The organism is Kosakonia sp. MUSA4 (assembly GCF_013085925.1).
GTDB classification, from domain to species: domain Bacteria; phylum Pseudomonadota; class Gammaproteobacteria; order Enterobacterales; family Enterobacteriaceae; genus Kosakonia; species Kosakonia sacchari_B.
Genome location: NZ_CP025697.1, coordinates 1,101,398 through 1,118,123, shown reverse-complemented (window position 1 = coordinate 1,118,123; position 16,726 = coordinate 1,101,398). Strand labels below are relative to the sequence as shown.

The following is a 16,726-nucleotide window of genomic DNA, read 5'->3' as shown; positions in this document are numbered from 1 at the left end:
AGGAACACACATCATGAAACATGCCGCTTTTACTCTGGCAGGGGTAGCACTGTCTCTTTCTCTGGTATGGACTTCCGCCCAGGCTGAAGCGCTGCGCGTCGCCGCCGACCCGGTGCCGCACGCGGAGATCCTCAATTACATCAAAAAGATCGATCCGAAACTGGATCTGAAAGTCATTGAGTTAACCAACGGCGCCAATGCTAACGAGCTGCTGGCGAACGGCGATGTCGATGCCAACTACTTCCAGCATGTGCCTTACTTGAAGGATCAGGAAAAGGCGCTGGGCAAGACGTTTGCCGTTGCCGCGACGGTACACATTGAACCGCTCGGCATCTATTCACATAAATACAAGGATTTCAAATCGCTGCCGAATAACGCCAAAGTGGCCGTGCCGAACAATGCCACGAACCTGAGCCGGGCTCTGTTCCTGCTGCAAGCCCAGGGATTGATCAAGCTCGACAGCAAATTTACCGATCCGGCCACCACGCTGGCGACGCCAAAAGACATCGCGCAGAACCCGAAACATTTGCAGATCCTGGAGATTGAATCGCCGCAAATCCCGCGCTCGCTGGATGATGTCGATCTGGCGGTGATTAACGGCAACTACGCGCTGGAAGCAGGGCTAAGCCCGGCGAAAGATGCGCTCGGTCTGGAAAGTGCGAAGCACAACCCCTATGCCAATATTCTGGTTACCAACCCGCAATTGGCTAACGATCCGCGCATCAAAGAACTGGCCAAAGATCTGACATCACCGCAGGTCGCGGAGTTTATCCGCAAGCAATATAACGGTTCCGTGATCCCGGTTGCGCCGCAGTCATGATTGAGATTGAAGGGCTGAGTAAAATCTACGCCGGAGCAGGCCGACCGGCGTTAAAAGAGGTGTCGCTGAGCGTACCGAAAGGCGCGATTTACGGCATCCTCGGGCGCAGCGGCGCCGGGAAAAGTACGCTGATCCGTTGCCTTAATCTGCTGGAGCGGCCCACTGCGGGCCGCATTATCGTTAACGGTAATGACATCACCCAACTGGATAAGGCCGGGCTTCGCGAGCACCGTCTGCGCACCGGCATGATTTTCCAGCACTTCAATTTACTGCATGCGCGTACGGTCGCCGATAATGTCGCCGTGCCGCTGGAAATCGCCGGTGTCGCGAAAGAGCAGCGTCAGGCGCGCGTAGAAGAACTGCTGTGGCTGGTGGGATTAAGCGAAAAAGCGCACGCCTTCCCGTCACAGCTTTCCGGCGGACAAAAACAGCGTGTCGGCATTGCCAGAGCGCTGGCGGCACACCCGGATGTGCTGCTGTGCGACGAAGCCACCAGCGCGCTGGATCCGGAAACTACCGCGTCAGTGCTGGAGCTACTGGCGGACATCAACCAAAAACTGCAACTCACCATTGTGTTGATCACCCATGAACTGGAAGTGGTCAAAACGCTGTGCGATCACGCGGCGCTGCTGGAAAATGGCGAAGTCATAGAGAGCGGAAAACTCGCTGATTTGCTGGTCGCTCCGTGGTCGCGGCTGCGCCAGGCGCTGCTGCACGATCCGCAGGCAGAGCAGGCATTTCTTGCCCGTCATGGTGTGACCGGGAGGCCATTATGTGGGGTCGCATGAGCTGGGAGGATCTCTGGCCGCTGCTGTTAAACGGCTCGCTGGAGACCATTTACATGGTCGGCCTGTCGGCACTCTTTACCGTGCTGATTGGTCTGCCGCTGGGCGTACTGCTGTTTATTTCCCGCAGCAATGGCTTAGCGCCAATGCCAAAGCTGAATGCGCTGCTCGGTACGATTATCAACATTGGCCGCTCGCTGCCATTTATTGTGCTGCTGATTGCGCTGATCCCCTTTACCCGATTACTGATCGGAACCACGCTGGGCAGTACCGCCGCCGTCGTGCCGGTGACCATTGGCGCATTTCCCTTCTTCGCGCGCCTGACGGAAACCGCGCTCGACGAAGTGGATTACGGGCGCATTGAAGCCATTTTATCCATGGGCGGTAACCTCTGGCATGTGATTGCGAAAGCGCTGTTGCCGGAAGCGCTTCCCACGCTGCTGGCCGGGATTACCTTAACGGTGGTGATGCTGATTGGCTTCTCATCGATGGCAGGCGTCATTGGCGGTGGCGGACTGGGCGATTTAGCCATTCGTTACGGCTATCAACGCTTTAACAACCAGGTCATGTTCGGCACCGTGATTATCCTGGTGGTGATGGTACAGGGCGTGCAGATGGTGGGAGATCGCCTGGTTCGCCGACTGGCACACCGCCGATAAGCTGTTCCGGCGTTTCGCTGCCCCGACAACCGGGAGAGAGACGCCGTTTATCCCTTCTTGTTTGATAAAAATTTCTTAGCTAACCTGCACCACAGACTCTTTTTTCCTTTACCCCGCTCATCCAGAAAGAAAACAACCGCTGCCGCGTGATATAACATTTGCGGGTGAAAGATACGCTATGTTTATCAGTATCAAAGAGGGATTTTTGATCATGACTAATCGACGGCTGGTAACGCTTATTATCGCGATTCTGGCGCTCGCGCTGATCCTGCCGCCAGGGCTGAGTATCTGGATGACCCATCGCGAGGCTGAAGAAACATTTATGGATCAGCTTGAGAGCTACTCAAAGCTGGCGGATATGCGCACATTGCGTGTCGTTAACGAAGGTAAAGCGGCGCTCCGGCAACTGGAAAACTGGCGAGGCCCGGTTTGTACCGCCGAACATCTGCTGGAGATGCAACGCGCTTCTTACGCCCATCGCTATGTGCAGGAAGTCTTATACGTTGACGATCTTCAGCCGCGCTGCTCATCATTGCAAAGCAGCACGTCAACGTCTCCCTTCCCGCCGCCAAAGAAAATTACCGCAGATAATTTTCGCGTCTGGCTCACGCGTCACAATGATTTGGGATTATCGCGGTACATGATTGCCATCGGTAATGAGCATTATGTCGTGATGGTCGATCCCCAGTCGTTTATCGATGTCCTCTCTTACGGCTCGCTTCCGTTGCACTTCTCGCTGGTCAATACCAGCACCCGGCAAATCATCGCGGGCAGCACGGAGATCCCCCGCGCCGTACTTGAGCAGATGGCGCAACGCGCGCAAACGACAGAGCATTTCCGGGAATCAACCTACCACATTAAACACGATGCCAGCCTGGGGCTGGCCACCGTGACCTGGATGCCGGACACGCCGCTGGAAAAAAACTGGCATCGTTTATTGACTATCTGGGTTCCGTTCAGCTTGCTGATGAGTTTATTGCTCGCCTTTGTTTTACTCAAAGTGCTGCGTCGTCTGCAATCACCGCACTATCAGTTGCAAGAGGCCATCCATCGCCGTGAAATCATGGCGCATTACCAGCCGATTATGGCGCTGGAAAGCGGGCGTATCGTCGGAGCCGAGGCGCTGGCGCGCTGGCAGCAAAAGGACGGCTCTTTTCTGTCGCCGGATATCTTTATCCCGCTGGCGGTACACAGCGGCCTGATGCCGCAGTTAACCAGGTTGATTATTGAAAATGTGTTTGCCGATATGGGGCCATGGCTGCAACAACACCCGGAGCAGCATATCTCTATCAATCTGGAACCCGCCGATCTGCTGGATCCAGGCCTGCCGACGTTACTCGCGGAATTACTACAGCGCTGGCAGCTTTCGCCGTCGCAAATCGCCTTAGAACTGACCGAGCGGGGTTTTGCCGATCCGGTCGTTAGCGGCCCGGCGATCAACACGCTGCGCGCCGCAGGCTATGCGATCTACATTGACGATTTCGGTACCGGTTATTGCAGCCTGAGCTACCTGCAAAACCTCGACGTCGATACCATTAAAATCGATAAATCATTTGTCGATGCGCTGGAGCAAAAAACCGTAACGCCGCACATTATCGAGATGGCAAAAGCCTTAAAACTGGCGATGGTTGCCGAAGGTATCGAAACCGAAGCCCAGTTGCAGTGGTTAAAACAGTGCGGCGTGGAATATGGGCAAGGCTGGCTTTACAGCAAAGCGCTACCGGCGGAGGTGTTTATTCGCTGGGCGGAAAATAACCTTCATGAGAAAGCGCTCTGCTACTGTTAAAAGGGTTTTAACAACGCGGAGGAAGCACAATGAAAAAACAATCCTGGCCGCTGCACGATGTCCGGCACTGGCTGGAACCTGGCCCGGTGGTACTGCTGAGCAGCCACTGGCAAGGGTGGAATAATATTATGACCTTAGGCTGGCACACGATTCTGGAGTTTTCCCCTTCGCTGGTCGGCTGCATGATTTCCGGTGGCAATGCCAGCTTCGAACGCATCCGACAAAGCGGAGAGTGCGTCATTAACCTGCCTGAAGCCAGCATGATCGACACCGTTTCCCGCATTGGTAACTGTACGGGCGATGAAGTCGATAAGTTTGCTCAATTTGGCCTGACGGCCGAAAAAAGCGAGCATGTGTCCGCGCCATCCATTAAAGAGTGCTACGGCCAGTTTGAATGCCGCCTTTATGACGACGCGATGGTGGATACCTACAACTTCTTTATTTTTGAAGTGGTTGCTGCGCGGGTAAACCGCGAACCCGCGTGGCCGCAAACGCTGCATTACACCGGTGACGGTGTGTTCCGTACCGATGGCGATGTGCTTGAGCGCAAAGCGCTTTTCACCAAAGTCTCCTGAGTTTTGTATTACTCATCGAGTACCGGCACAAAGCCGCCGTATATCATGCGTTTACCGTCAAAAGGCATTGCATTGCCCAGTTCGCGCATGCGGGGATCGGCCATCATTTTTTGATTCGCCGCATCGCGCACCTCTTTGGACGGGTATTCAATCCAGCTGAAGACGACCGCTTCGTGGTCTTCAGCTTTTACCGCCATGCGAAAATCGGTGAGTTTGCCATCCGGCACATCGTCAGCCCAACATTCGACAATGCGCGTTGCGCCGAACTCCTTGAAGATCGGCGCCGCTTTCGCCGCGAGCTGGCAATACGCCTCTTTTTCATCCTCTGGCACTGCGACCACAAAACCATCGACATATTTCATGCATCGGCCTCCGCATGACTGCGCAGCGGGACAGCCCCGCTGCATCAGACCCGATAAGTTTAGTTCTGCCGCCAGCAAAAGGCGTAACGCACCGTCTCATCTCGCAGGATAAACTCCGGCGACACGCTCGGACTCCAGGAATCATCGCCGCCAACGCCCATGTGGAAAGCATCGAGATGCAGCCAGCAACCGGCTTCTTCGCGCAACAAGTGGTGGTGCGTGGTTTCCCGCAGTTGCTCATCGCTGTAGCAGCCGAGGGAAAAATGGAAATCTCCCTGCCACTGATGTGCGCCGTACCACACTGCGCGCGTGTTGCAGCGCAGCCCATTTTCGCCGGGGAAAATATAGGGCGTGTGCAGCGCCGACAGCGGCTGCGTCCACCGTCCCTGACGCGCCGCCAACTGGCGATCCGGGTAGTTTTCATGCGGTCCCAGTCCCAGCCAGCTTACCTGCGGATGCCTCTCCGCCAGCTGGCAGACCAGGCCCACCCGCGCGGGCGGCGGAATATCGCGTGCCACCTGAACCGTGACATCGCCATGCAGTGCGCCGTCACCATCAATTCGCCAGCATTTATGGCTGATAAACGCGGTCTTCCCTGCGCCCAGCCAGCGCTGAGCGGTGCTCACCACGATCCCGTTGCTGCGCTCTTCAACGTCACAATAAAGCAGTTCAGCCGACAGATCGTACATGCCTGCCGCCTTCCAGCGTTCCACCCACGCGTTGGGATCGATGCGCGTCACCTCGCTAATACCAATGTCGTTATCCAGCGGCGCACGGGCAAAACAGTCGCTCAGCGGGGTCAGCAGCGTCGGCTGCTCATCGCGCCACCACTGTTGCAGGTTGCCGCTGTGGCGACAGAAGTGCCAGCTCTGTGACTGATGCGTGATGACAAATTCCTGCTCGCTGGCCTGCAATGTCGGGCGCGAGTTCTGCACCGCATGCGGAGCGATATACAACGGCGCGGGCAGACGCCACTGATCCCAGGCACAGTGATGATCCGCCGCCGACCAGCGCGTCGCCGCGCGCTGGAAAACATCCACATTCAGCCAGACTTCGCCGGGCGCGGCCTCCAGCGCGGGTATGTTCAGTTCAATACGCTGCTTGCCTTGCGGCGTGATATCCAGCGTGATTTCTCCTTGCGCCAGCACATCGCCATCGCGGGCGACAGACCAGCGCAGGTATTCATTATCAGTGCTGCGGAACAGATATTCGCTCTCAACCTCCAGCACCAGCGGCGTGGTGCTAAGCAGGCTGAACTGGAAAAATTGCTGCGCGCGCTGCGCTTCATACAGCGCCGGATGCGGCGTGCGATCGGGAAACACCAGCCCATTCATACAGAACTGGCGGTCATTTGGCGTATCGCCAAAATCGCCGCCGTAGGCCCAGAATGGCTGCCCGTCGTCACCGGTTTTGGTTAATGCCTGGTCAACCCAGTCCCAGACAAAACCGCCCTGCAAACGCGGGAAAGCGCGGAACGCTTCCCAGTATTTGGCAAAACCGCCAAAACTGTTGCCCATCGCATGTGCGTATTCGCAGAGAATGAGCGGTCTATTTTCGCCGGGCAAACCGATCCATTTTTTAATCGACCATTTTGGCACAGCCGGAAAGGGCTGATCCTGGTCGACGCGGGCATACATCGGGCAGACAATATCGGTGGCTGCCGTGTTCGCGCCGCCGCCTTCATACTGCACCGGACGCGTCGGATCGGTCGTTTTCAGCCAGCGATACAGCGCATCGTGGTTCGCGCCGTGACCGGATTCGTTGCCCAGCGACCAGATAATGATCGACGGATGGTTGCGATCGCGCTGTACCATGCGCGTCACGCGTTCGCTCATGGCCGGCAACCAGCCCGGATCGTCCGCCAGGCGGCTCATCGGCACCATGCCGTGGGTTTCAATATTGGCTTCATCCACGACATATAAGCCGTACCGATCGCACAGGCGATACCACAGCGGATGGTTCGGATAGTGAGAACAGCGCACGGCATTGAAGTTGTGCTGTTTCATCAGTTCAATGTCGCGCCGCATGGTGGCTTCATCAATGGCCTGTCCGTTTTCCGGATGATGCTCGTGACGGTTTACGCCACGAATCAACAGCGGTTTACCGTTAAGCAGCAACAAACCATGTCGGATTTCCACCTTGCGGAAACCCACGTCGCAGGCTTCCGCTTCCAGTACGTTTCCCTGGACGTCGAGCAGGGTTAATGTCAGGCGATAGAGGTTCGGTGTTTCCGCGCTCCACAGCGCGGGCGCGGCAACCGGCAGCGTCACGCACAGGCGTTCTGCCCACGCGCCGCGCTCATCCACCACGGCGCTGCCCGGCGACTGCTGCGCGGCGGCAACGTTTTTTCCGTCGCGCCACAGGGCAACGGCAACGCGACACTCTGCAAACGCCCCGGCCAGCTGCACGGTAATCTGCAATTGCGCATGAGTCAGTTCCGCATTCAGTTCGCTGGTATAGTGGAAATCGGCAATATGCGTCTGCGGTTTATGTTGCAGGGAGACATCGCGAAAAATCCCGCTCATCCGCCACATATCCTGGTCTTCCAGATAGCTGCCATCGCACCAGCGCAGCACCATCACCGCCAGCCGGTTTTCTCCCACTTTTAGCGCCTTACTGAGGTCAAACTCGGCGGGCAGGCGGCTGTCCTGCGAATAGCCGATCCATTGGCCGTTACACCAAAGATAAAACGCCGCATTGACGCCATCAAAAACAATCCGCGTCTGCCCCTGCGCCAGCGCCTCTTCTTCCATTACAAATGTGAGCGAGTAACAACCTGTCGGATTTTGCTGCGGGACAAACGGAGGCGTCACCGGAATCGGATAGGTCACATTGGTATAAATGGGCGTATCAAATCCCTGCATCTGCCAGTTCGATGGCACCGGCATCGCCACCGCATCGGCGCAATCCTCTGTTATCCAGCGTTCTGGTACGGCTTCCGGCGAGCCAAACAGACTGAAGCGCCATTCGCCATTCAGCAGGCGTCGCGCAGGTGAAGCGGCATCATCGCGCGCCGCATTTTCATCGCGCCAGCTACGCATGGGCGCATGAGCCGGTAAACGGTGCCAGTGGGTGATCGCCGGATTTTCCCAGTCGCGGCGGGAAACCAGCGAACTTAACGCGGTAGCAGACATAAAACCTCTTTTTTGCGAAGCGCTCACAATTTGGGAAACAATGACGCATTTTTAATCGCGGGTAAAGCCCGCGATCGGCTGAAAGCGAAGAGGATCACAAAAGCATTAGCGGCGATCCAGCATGGCAACCTGCTGCGCCAGTTCACTCAGTTGCCGGGCCAGGGTTTCACCGCTGCGGATCTGTCGTTCGCGCGCCGGAGCGGTAGACTGGCGTTCGATCAGCGTGACGGGCAGCCGAATCTGGCTGAGGGTCAATTCCTCGTCGGGCGGGTTAAGCAGCCAGTCCACGCTACGCTCGCCCGCTTCTTTGAACGCCTGGCGCACCGTGGTCAACGGCGGAGAAAACCAGGCGCTGTCCGCCGTGTCATCATACCCCACCACTGAAATCTGGCCTGGCACATCAATACCCTTCTCGGCGCAGGCGCGAATCACGCCGAGCGCCATCTGATCGTTGGCCACCAGAATCGCCTGCGGCAACCGGGGACCCGCCAGCAGCAGATGGGCTTTTTCATACCCCGATGCGGCACTCCAGTCCCCATGCTCGCTGGCGCAGGGGGCCAGTTTCGCCTGCGCTAATGCCGCCAGCCAACCGCTAAAACGGGCGCGGGCTGAAACCGAACTCTGCGGCCCGCCCAGCAGGGCAATGCGCTGGTGGCCTTGCGACAGCACATGTTCCACGCTCAGTCGCGCGCCCTGCTCCGCATCAAACACCAGGCTGTTAACGGCCGCCTTATCACTGACATCCAGAAATAATACCGGCGTCGGCTGCGCCTGTGCCGCCAACTGCTGCGCCAGCGCATCTTCCAGCGGAACATTAATCAGCACGCCTTCCACACGCTGTGCCAACAACTCCTGCAATGCCGCGCTACAGCTGGCGGCGTCATGCTCATCAAGCATCGAAATAATAACGCTCGTGGAGGCAAGACCGGCGCGGGATTTCACCGCCGAGGCAATTTGTGACGGCGCATGGAGCGCCAGATCGGTAGTCAGTAGCCCCAGCGTTCTGCTGCGTTTGCCCGCAAGTTGCTGGGCACCACGATTGGGAACATAGTGCAGCGCGGCCATGGCGGCGAGCACCTTTTCACGGGTACGAACTGAAACATGGGCCGCATCATTGATCACCCGGGATACGGTCTGGTAAGAGACGCCTGCATGGCTGGCAACGTCGTAAAGTGTGATAGTTTTCATGGCGTTCCTGGCAGCAAAGGGATCATAAGTATATCCGTTTTGCCCGGATCTGCTTGTGAGCGCTTCGTGAAAAATACCAGGAATTACGACAACCGGTAAAAAAATATATTGCGTGGGATAATGGGATAAAAAGAAATATCGGCGAACCATAAGGCTCGCCGGAAACATCATCCGTAATGTGTTTTGAGATGGTTCTGTAGAGTTATTATGAAACAATCATCACAGTTTTTAATGCAATTTAAATGACGGTTTCATGACAACAAGGTTACTGCTGGCGAGGAATAGGAAATCCTTTTATTGAAATAATAAAACTGTTTCCCTCTTTTTTGATTTTCGCGCCAGCGTCACACCAGTCCGATGCGATACGAAAAAACTCATCACTTCCGATATTCCAGTCCAGTCGTACTTGTTTTACAAAACCTGAGCGCAACATCGCACAGGCTTCGCCGTAGTTACTGGCGGTTGATAGCAGTTGTTGGTTCATTTTTTCTTCTTCAGGAGTTTACGTAATGCTTTGATCTCTTTAGGAGTGAACGGAGTTGCACTCTCTTCTTCCGTGTGCTGGTTGTCAATGTCGTCTTCCGAGACTCCCGCCTCTTCCGCTGCTTCAAACGCCAGCAGCAGCAGTTTTTCTGTCGCCGTGCTTAAATTTTCACTATTTACTTCTGCGTAATGACGCAGCTTTTCTTTTAGCGCTTCATCAATTTTGACGTTTAATACTGCACTGGCCATGATTATCCCTTCTTGTGTGAATAAACATGCTAATTAATACACGAACTTATGAAACCGATCCAGATTTATATTTCAATATTATAACAGGGCGAAAAATCCCCATAAATAATCTGCCTTATATTTATGACAGAAAAATGAAGATAATATTTCAATTAAATGACATTATAATTTAAAACGAATAAATATAATGCTAATCGCGGGAATAAAACCCGCCAGCGCGCACGCTGACAGGTTTCAGTGGTGCAGTTGGTTCCATTTTTCGCGGGTTATCTCCCACAGCTCCGTCTCCAGTTCCCCGGAAACGTACTCACCTTTTTGCAGGCGAACTAAATGCATACCGCTGCGTTGAGAAAGCCTCTTCGAACGATCGTTGGCGACAGCTTTGGGCGCACGCAGTACATCACGTTCGAGTGTGTTAAACCAAAAATCCGTTACCGCATGGCAGGCTTCCGTCATATACCCCTGCCCTTGCCACTCCGGAGCCAGCCAGAATCCCCGGTTATTGTCCGGCGTATCCATCAGGCAGATCACGCCCATGAGTTCATCGGCATGCTCTTTACGCCGCAACGTCCAGAACCAGCCTTTCCCGGCGCGCGTTGCCGCCAGCGCAACATTATCGACATAGTTCTGCGCCGCGTTATCCGGATAGGGCCAGGGAACGCTGGCGACCAGATAACGGACAATTTCCCAGCGAGGGAAAATGCGCTGAATTTGCGTGGCATCTTCCGATGCCAGCGGTTTGAGAAGCAGACGTGCCGTTTGAAGCTCTGGTGTCATCACAGGTGATCGCTCCTTTTCTTCCTGAGAGAAGCAAGTATTGCAGACGCTCCGCCAGAACGGGGAATTTTCGCTATATTAACGAAAAAATCAGGCCACCGGTTCGGTTTGCGGCGTCACACTTAGCGCCGGTTTCTGACGAAACCACGGCAGACAAAGCTGAATCAGCGGGCCAATACTCAGCGCGTAAAATACCGTGCCGACACCAAATGTACCGCCCAGCAGACAGCCTGCCAGCAGGACTGAAATCTCAATCGCTGTACGGATACTGCGCACTGACCAGCCCGTGCGGGCATGAATACCGGTCATCAGGCCATCACGCGGGCCTGCGCCAAACCCGGCACCAATATACATTCCGGTCGCCAGCGCATTGACAATCACCGCCGCCGCCAGCATTACGCTGCGCGCCAGGAGTGTCTCCAGCGGCGGCATCAATGCCAGCGCAGCATCGGCGGCAAGCCCAAGCACGATCACATTGCTGATGGTTCCCAGACCCGGACGCTGGCGCAGCGGGATCCAGAACAACAGCACCAGCGCGCCGGTCGCGATCATCACTGTACCGATATCCATCGACAGCAGTTTCGCCACACCAAGGTGGAAAACGTTCCACGGATCGGCGCCCAAATCCGCGCGAACAAACATCGCGGTAGAAACACCGTACAGGACCAAACCAATATAGAGTTGCAGTAATCGACGTAGCATTTTTGTTCTCCGATTGTTCATGCTTCCATCTTCTCCGCAAATGGCATTATGATTAATGTCCAGTTTTCATATAGTGGACTGCATATGTCATCCCGTCGCTTTGGTAGCCAATCTTTGCAGCGCCTGTTAGGGCACTGGCAACAATCCGAGTCCCGTATGCCGCTCTGGCGTCAGCTTGCCGATGCCCTGCGTTTGCTGATTCTTGATGGCAGGCTGGCGCTGGACACGCGTCTGCCCGGCGAGCGCGAACTGGCCTCGACGCTGGAAATCAGTCGCACCACCGTTGCCAGTGCGCTGGCGCACTTGCGCGATGAGGGTTACCTGGAGAGCCGCCACGGTAGCGGATCGCGGGTGATTCTGCCTGATAGCCGTAGCGTTCCAACGCTCGCCACAGCAGGTACGGCACTGGATCTCTCTACGGCGGCGCTGAGCGCCGGGCCGGAGATCCACCAGGCCTATACCCACGCGCTGAGCATGATCCCGCACTACCTCACGCGAACTGGCTATGGTCAGCTCGGCTTGCTGCCGCTGCGTGAAGCCATTGCCTCACGCTATACCGCGCGCGGGCTGCCAACTCACGCCGATGAAGTGATGGTGGTGAATGGTGCAGTCAGCGGACTGGCGCTGGTACTGCGCATGCTGACCGGGCCGGGCGATCGCGTGGTGGTCGATCATCCAACCTACCCGCTGGCGATTGCCGCGATCCAGGGCGCTTCATGCCGCCCCGTAGGCGTATCGCTGCCACAAACCGGCTGGGACTGCGACGGTTTTGCCGCCACGCTGGCGCAGACTGCGCCACGCCTGGCCTATCTGATGCCCGATTTTCACAATCCAACCGGGCGCTGTATGGATATCAATACCCGCGAAACCATCGCCGCCATCGCGGCGCGCACGCGCACGACGCTGGTGGTCGATGAAACGATGGTGGATTTGTGGTACGACGCGCCGCCGCCGCCGCCACTGGCGGCCTTCGATACTGCTGGAAACGTGATCACGCTCGGTTCGGCGGGGAAAAGTTTCTGGGGTGGCTTACGCCTGGGATGGATCCGCGCCTCAACGCGCACAATTGCCGCCCTCGCCCAGACCCGTGACACGCTGGATCTGGGTTCCCCGTTACTGGAGCAACTGGCAACGCTGTGGCTAATGCAAAACGCAGAGGCATTTTTGCCCGGCCGTCGCCAAATGCTCGCCAGCCGCCGTGATGATTGCGCGGCGTTAATGCGCGAACATTTTCCACAATGGCGCTTTCAGGCACCGCAGGGCGGCCTCTCCTATTGGGTAGAGCTGCCTGATATGCTGGCGACCCAGTTTGCCGCCCGTGCGGAAACTATCGGCATTCACCTCGGTGCGGGAACACGTTTTGGACTTTCCGGCGCCTTTGACCGCTATTTACGGATGCCTTTCTCACTGGAATTAACCGAGCTGGAAAACGCATTACTGCGTATCAAACCGCTATGGCTCGCACTCAACCACTCGCAACTCCCGTTAAAACGCAGCATGGTGTAATACCGGAAGAAGAGGGAAAGGGATCAGGGGGCTTCAAAAGCACAAATGGGTGGGGGCCCTGCCAGCTACATCCCGGCACACACGTCGTCTGCCCTGGCTGCTTCCTTCCGGACCTGACCTGGTGAACAGAGTAGCGTTGCGGGAGAACCAACAGGGCCCCCATTGAGAGCGTTGTTAATCAACGCGCTGGCGCATTATCCCTGTCCAGGATGGCAATTGCAAGCCGCGTCGGGGCGGATGCTGGTTTATTGCGCAACTGTCTCTTCACAGCACGCTTTATGCTGTTTATGCTGCAAAGTCTTCCCTCAGGATATCAGCATGGATATACAGGATTCTTTCCCGCAGCGGGTCTGGCAAATCGTTGCCGCAATACCGGAAGGTTACGTCACCACGTATGGCGATGTGGCGAAACTGGCTGGCTCTCCGCGCGCCGCGCGACAGGTTGGCGGCGTACTGAAACGCTTACCGGAAGGAAGTACGTTGCCGTGGCATCGGGTGGTGAATCGTCATGGCTGCATTTCATTGACCGGGCCGGATTTACAGCGTCAGCGCCAGGCATTACTGGCCGAAGGCGTGGTGGTGTCAGGCAGCGGGCAAATCGATTTACAGCGTTACCGTTGGATCTACTAAAACGCTCCTCCCCCGCAGGAGAGGAGCCGTTATCAGTATTGTGTCGGCGCCGGAGTGGCTTCAGACGGGTTCACTTGCGTGGGCGACGTGGAAGGCACGGTCGTGGCGGCGCCACTGTTTTGCTGCAACGGCACAGCCGTTTGCTGCACCGGCACCAGCGTCAGATCCACTTTGGTTCCGCCCTGGTTGATAACCGGTTTAACCGTATCGGTGATAAAGACAATTTTATCGTCGATGGTAATGGCCGCACTCAGCAGGATACGGGCATTCGGCTGGATATCAGCCGGGTTAAACGGCAGCACGAAGCTGAACGGAGCCTGTTTACCTTCGGTACGCACGGCTTTCTGCGCCAGCACTTTCGACGGCGCATCCGCCTGGGACGCATCAGAAACTGTCACGGTTAATACCGCATTTGGCGGCAGCGCCACTTTCTGACGGATCCAGATCGTACCGGAGACGTTAGGTTGCGCAATCGCAGCTTTATTGGTTGCCGCAGGCGCGCTGGGATTAGGTGCTGGTGTCGGAATGTCAGCGCCTTTTTGAGCGCAGGCAGAGAGCGCAACTGCAACTGCCAAACCACTTAACATGTGCACGAGTTTCATTGATTTCTCCTTATCTTCAATGCACCGGCAGAACGCTTGCCTGCCAGGATGGGTGGTTAAACCATCGTAACGAGAACAAGTCTGGCACATAAGCGCGATATATTCCTGCAAAGCCCCATTTATTCAGATTATTGAACCCATCGGACCACTCATTGTTCCAGGTTATACTTATCGGATTATTCGCTCAGTCAGCCGCTATTTATTTGAGGAAATTTATGAGTCAGGCACTCTCTAACCTGCTGTCATTGTTGAATCTGGAAAAAATCGAAGAAGGCCTGTTTCGCGGCCAGAGCGAAGATTTAGGGTTACGCCAGGTCTTTGGCGGCCAGGTTGTTGGCCAGGCGCTGTACGCCGCGAAAGAGACCGTCCCCGCCGAGCGTCTGGTGCACTCCTTCCACAGCTACTTTTTGCGTCCTGGCGATAGCCAGAAACCGATTGTCTATGACGTGGAAGTTCTGCGTGACGGCAACAGCTTCAGCGCCCGCCGCGTGGCGGCGATCCAGAACGGGAAGCCGATTTTTTACATGACCGCCTCGTTCCAGGCACCGGAGACGGGTTACGAACATCAAAAAACGATGCCGGATGCGCCCGCACCGGATTCACTGAAATCCGAAACCGATATCGCGCATGCACTTTCCCATTTGTTGCCGCCGCTGGTGAAAGAGAAATTCCTCAGCGATAAACCGCTGGAGATCCGGCCGGTAGAATTTCACAACCCGCTGAAAGGGCATGTTGCCGAGCCTGCGCGCCAGGTATGGATCCGCGCGAACGGCGTGGTGCCGGAAGACTTTCGCGTCCATCAATACCTGCTGGGCTACGCCTCTGATTTCAACTTCCTGCCGGTAGCGCTCCAGCCGCACGGCGTGGGATTCCTTGAGCACGGTATGCAGGTCGCCACCATCGACCACTCGATGTGGTTCCATCGCCCATTCAATATGAATGAATGGCTGCTTTATAGCGTGGAAAGTACGTCGGCCTCCGGGGCGCGCGGCTTTGTTCGCGGCGAGTTCTATACACAACAGGGCGTGCTGGTGGCGTCAACCGTGCAGGAAGGCGTAATGCGCAACCGCAACTAAGGCTTTACAAAATAAGGCTCTACAAAAGGAAAAGCCTCCGAATGGAGGCTTTTTTATGCTCAGGAGATAACTCAATTCGATCAGGCGTTGTAGGCGTTTTCGCCGTGGCTGTTAACGTCCAGACCTTCACGCTCTTGATCTTCCGGTACACGCAGGCCCACAGTCATGTCAGCCAGTTTGTAGCCGATAAAGGCCACGACGCCGGACCACACGATGGTGAGTGCGATACTTTCCAGCTGAACCAGTAGCTGCTGACCCATCGTCACGCCTTGTGCGTAACCAACGCCGCCCAGGGACGTTGCGGCAAAGATGCCGGTCAGGATACAGCCAACGATACCGCACACGCCGTGCACACCAAACACGTCACACGGATCGTCAACACGCAGCATACGTTTCAGTGCAGTAACGCCCCACAGACCTGCCAGACCTGAAACCAGGCCCACAATCAGCGCGCCGCCGACACCGACATAACCACACGCCGGAGTAATACCTACCAGGCCTGCAATCGCGCCGGAACATGCACCCAGCAGAGACGGTTTGCCACGCAGCGCCCACTCGCCGAACACCCACGCCAGGATTGCGCCCGCGGTAGCCACAACGGTATTCACAAAGGCCAGACCGGCGATTTCGTTAGCCGCACTTGCGGAACCCGCGTTGAAGCCGAACCAACCGACATAGAGGATAGCGGTGCCGGTAAAGACCATCGGCAGGTTATGCGGTTTGAACGCTTCTTTGCCAAAGCCCACACGTTTACCAATCAGGTAAGCACCCACCAGGCCTGCAACAGCGGCGTTGATATGCACCACCGTACCGCCAGCGAAGTCCAGCGCGCCATGCGCTGCCAGCAAACCGCCGCCCCATACCATGTGCGCGATCGGCACATAAGAGAGCGTCAGCCATACCACCACGAAAATCAGCACCGCAGAGAAGCGAATACGTTCAGCCAGCGCACCAACAATCAGGCCGACGGTGATACAGGCGAAAGAGCCCTGGAAAGCAACGTGGATATATTGATAGATGCTGCCCATGACCGCAGTCAATTCAATATTCTTCAGCATTACCCAGTTGAAGCTGCCGAAGAAGCTGTTGCCCTCGCCAAAAGCCAGAGAGTAGCCATAAACCACCCACAGAACGCACACCAGCGCGAAGGTGACAGCCACCTGCGTCAGCATAGAGAGCACGTTTTTCCCGCGGATCAGGCCGCCGTAAAACAGCGCGATGCCCGGAATGCTCATAAACAGCACCAGCGCAGTAGAAATCATCATAAAGCCGTTGTCTGCTTTATCTGCCACAGCGGGAGCCGCCATCGCCAGACCTGGCAGCAATGCCAGTGAAGCAAGACCTGTTTTTAATGTTGTGTTTTTCATTGTTCCAATCCCTATCACTGTGTGG

Annotated in this window: 17 protein-coding genes and 1 other RNA gene; 8 read left to right on the top strand and 10 right to left on the bottom strand. The window is 56.2% G+C overall.

Annotated features, from left to right (window positions below):
* The first annotated feature begins 13 nt into the window (after positions 1 to 13).
* From C0557_RS05255 to C0557_RS05235, 5 genes are all read left to right on the top strand, one after another.
* Positions 14 to 820 carry a MetQ/NlpA family ABC transporter substrate-binding protein gene (locus C0557_RS05255; RefSeq protein WP_074776656.1) on the top strand — a complete coding sequence of 269 codons (807 nt, stop codon included), beginning with the start codon at positions 14 to 16 and terminating at the stop codon, positions 818 to 820.
* Positions 817 to 1,608: a methionine ABC transporter ATP-binding protein gene (locus C0557_RS05250; protein WP_208657735.1), complete on the top strand. Its 792-nt coding sequence runs from the start codon at positions 817 to 819 to the stop codon at positions 1,606 to 1,608. Before C0557_RS05255 ends, C0557_RS05250 begins: the two co-directional genes overlap by 4 nt.
* The gene (locus C0557_RS05245; protein WP_208662799.1) at positions 1,605 to 2,264 is read left to right on the top strand and encodes a methionine ABC transporter permease; all 660 of its coding nucleotides are present in this window, start codon (positions 1,605 to 1,607) and stop codon (positions 2,262 to 2,264) included. Before C0557_RS05250 ends, C0557_RS05245 begins: the two co-directional genes overlap by 4 nt.
* 211 nt (positions 2,265 to 2,475) lie before the next feature.
* Entirely contained in the window at positions 2,476 to 4,050 is a 1,575-nt protein-coding gene (locus C0557_RS05240; protein ID WP_208657734.1) for an EAL domain-containing protein, read from the top strand.
* Positions 4,051 to 4,079: 29 nt separating this feature from the next.
* The gene (locus C0557_RS05235) at positions 4,080 to 4,625 is read left to right on the top strand and encodes a flavin reductase family protein (RefSeq protein WP_208657733.1); all 546 of its coding nucleotides are present in this window, start codon (positions 4,080 to 4,082) and stop codon (positions 4,623 to 4,625) included.
* An 8-nt stretch (positions 4,626 to 4,633) separates the two neighbouring features.
* Here the strand turns inward: C0557_RS05235 and C0557_RS05230 are convergent, their stop codons facing one another.
* From C0557_RS05230 to C0557_RS05200, 7 genes are all read right to left on the bottom strand, one after another.
* Positions 4,634 to 4,987 carry a DUF1428 domain-containing protein gene (locus C0557_RS05230; protein ID WP_043954590.1) on the bottom strand — a complete coding sequence of 118 codons (354 nt, stop codon included), beginning with the start codon at positions 4,985 to 4,987 and terminating at the stop codon, positions 4,634 to 4,636.
* A 59-nt stretch (positions 4,988 to 5,046) separates the two neighbouring features.
* Positions 5,047 to 8,121 carry a beta-galactosidase gene (locus C0557_RS05225; RefSeq protein WP_208657732.1) on the bottom strand — a complete coding sequence of 1,025 codons (3,075 nt, stop codon included), beginning with the start codon at positions 8,119 to 8,121 and terminating at the stop codon, positions 5,047 to 5,049.
* A gap of 105 nt (positions 8,122 to 8,226) precedes the next feature.
* A complete protein-coding gene (locus C0557_RS05220) occupies positions 8,227 to 9,309 on the bottom strand; it encodes a LacI family DNA-binding transcriptional regulator (protein WP_208657731.1) in 1,083 nt (360 codons plus the stop codon).
* A gap of 265 nt (positions 9,310 to 9,574) precedes the next feature.
* Entirely contained in the window at positions 9,575 to 9,793 is a 219-nt protein-coding gene (locus C0557_RS05215) for a hypothetical protein (RefSeq protein WP_007373565.1), read from the bottom strand.
* Entirely contained in the window at positions 9,790 to 10,041 is a 252-nt protein-coding gene (locus C0557_RS05210; protein WP_007373564.1) for a hypothetical protein, read from the bottom strand. Before C0557_RS05210 ends, C0557_RS05215 begins: the two co-directional genes overlap by 4 nt.
* Positions 10,042 to 10,275: 234 nt before the next feature.
* A complete protein-coding gene (locus tag C0557_RS05205; RefSeq protein ID WP_208657730.1) occupies positions 10,276 to 10,818 on the bottom strand; it encodes a GNAT family N-acetyltransferase in 543 nt (180 codons plus the stop codon).
* A gap of 90 nt (positions 10,819 to 10,908) precedes the next feature.
* A complete protein-coding gene (locus tag C0557_RS05200; RefSeq protein ID WP_208657729.1) occupies positions 10,909 to 11,520 on the bottom strand; it encodes a YitT family protein in 612 nt (203 codons plus the stop codon).
* 84 nt (positions 11,521 to 11,604) lie between these two features.
* Here C0557_RS05200 and C0557_RS05195 point away from each other — a divergent pair, with 84 nt between their 5' ends.
* Positions 11,605 to 13,026 (top strand): PLP-dependent aminotransferase family protein, encoded by a 1,422-nt coding sequence (locus tag C0557_RS05195; protein WP_208657728.1) that lies wholly within the window; start codon positions 11,605 to 11,607, stop codon positions 13,024 to 13,026.
* Between the two features lie 56 nt (positions 13,027 to 13,082).
* Here C0557_RS05195 and ffs read toward each other — a convergent pair.
* An RNA gene (ffs, locus tag C0557_RS05190) (signal recognition particle sRNA small type) lies at positions 13,083 to 13,179 on the bottom strand.
* Between the two features lie 165 nt (positions 13,180 to 13,344).
* Here ffs and C0557_RS05185 point away from each other — a divergent pair.
* The gene (locus tag C0557_RS05185; protein WP_007373555.1) at positions 13,345 to 13,656 is read left to right on the top strand and encodes an MGMT family protein; all 312 of its coding nucleotides are present in this window, start codon (positions 13,345 to 13,347) and stop codon (positions 13,654 to 13,656) included.
* Positions 13,657 to 13,688: 32 nt separating this feature from the next.
* Here C0557_RS05185 and C0557_RS05180 read toward each other — a convergent pair whose 3' ends face one another.
* A complete protein-coding gene (locus C0557_RS05180) occupies positions 13,689 to 14,258 on the bottom strand; it encodes a YbaY family lipoprotein (protein ID WP_043954601.1) in 570 nt (189 codons plus the stop codon).
* A 215-nt stretch (positions 14,259 to 14,473) separates the two neighbouring features.
* Here C0557_RS05180 and tesB point away from each other — a divergent pair, with 215 nt between their 5' ends.
* Positions 14,474 to 15,334 (top strand): acyl-CoA thioesterase II, encoded by an 861-nt coding sequence (gene tesB, locus C0557_RS05175; protein WP_074776646.1) that lies wholly within the window; start codon positions 14,474 to 14,476, stop codon positions 15,332 to 15,334.
* Positions 15,335 to 15,414: 80 nt separating this feature from the next.
* On the opposite strand, the gene amtB is transcribed toward tesB, so the two are convergent.
* Positions 15,415 to 16,701, bottom strand: coding sequence for an ammonium transporter AmtB (amtB, locus tag C0557_RS05170; protein WP_007373552.1), 1,287 nt, complete (start codon positions 16,699 to 16,701; stop codon positions 15,415 to 15,417).
* Between the last annotated feature and the right edge of the window lie 25 nt (positions 16,702 to 16,726).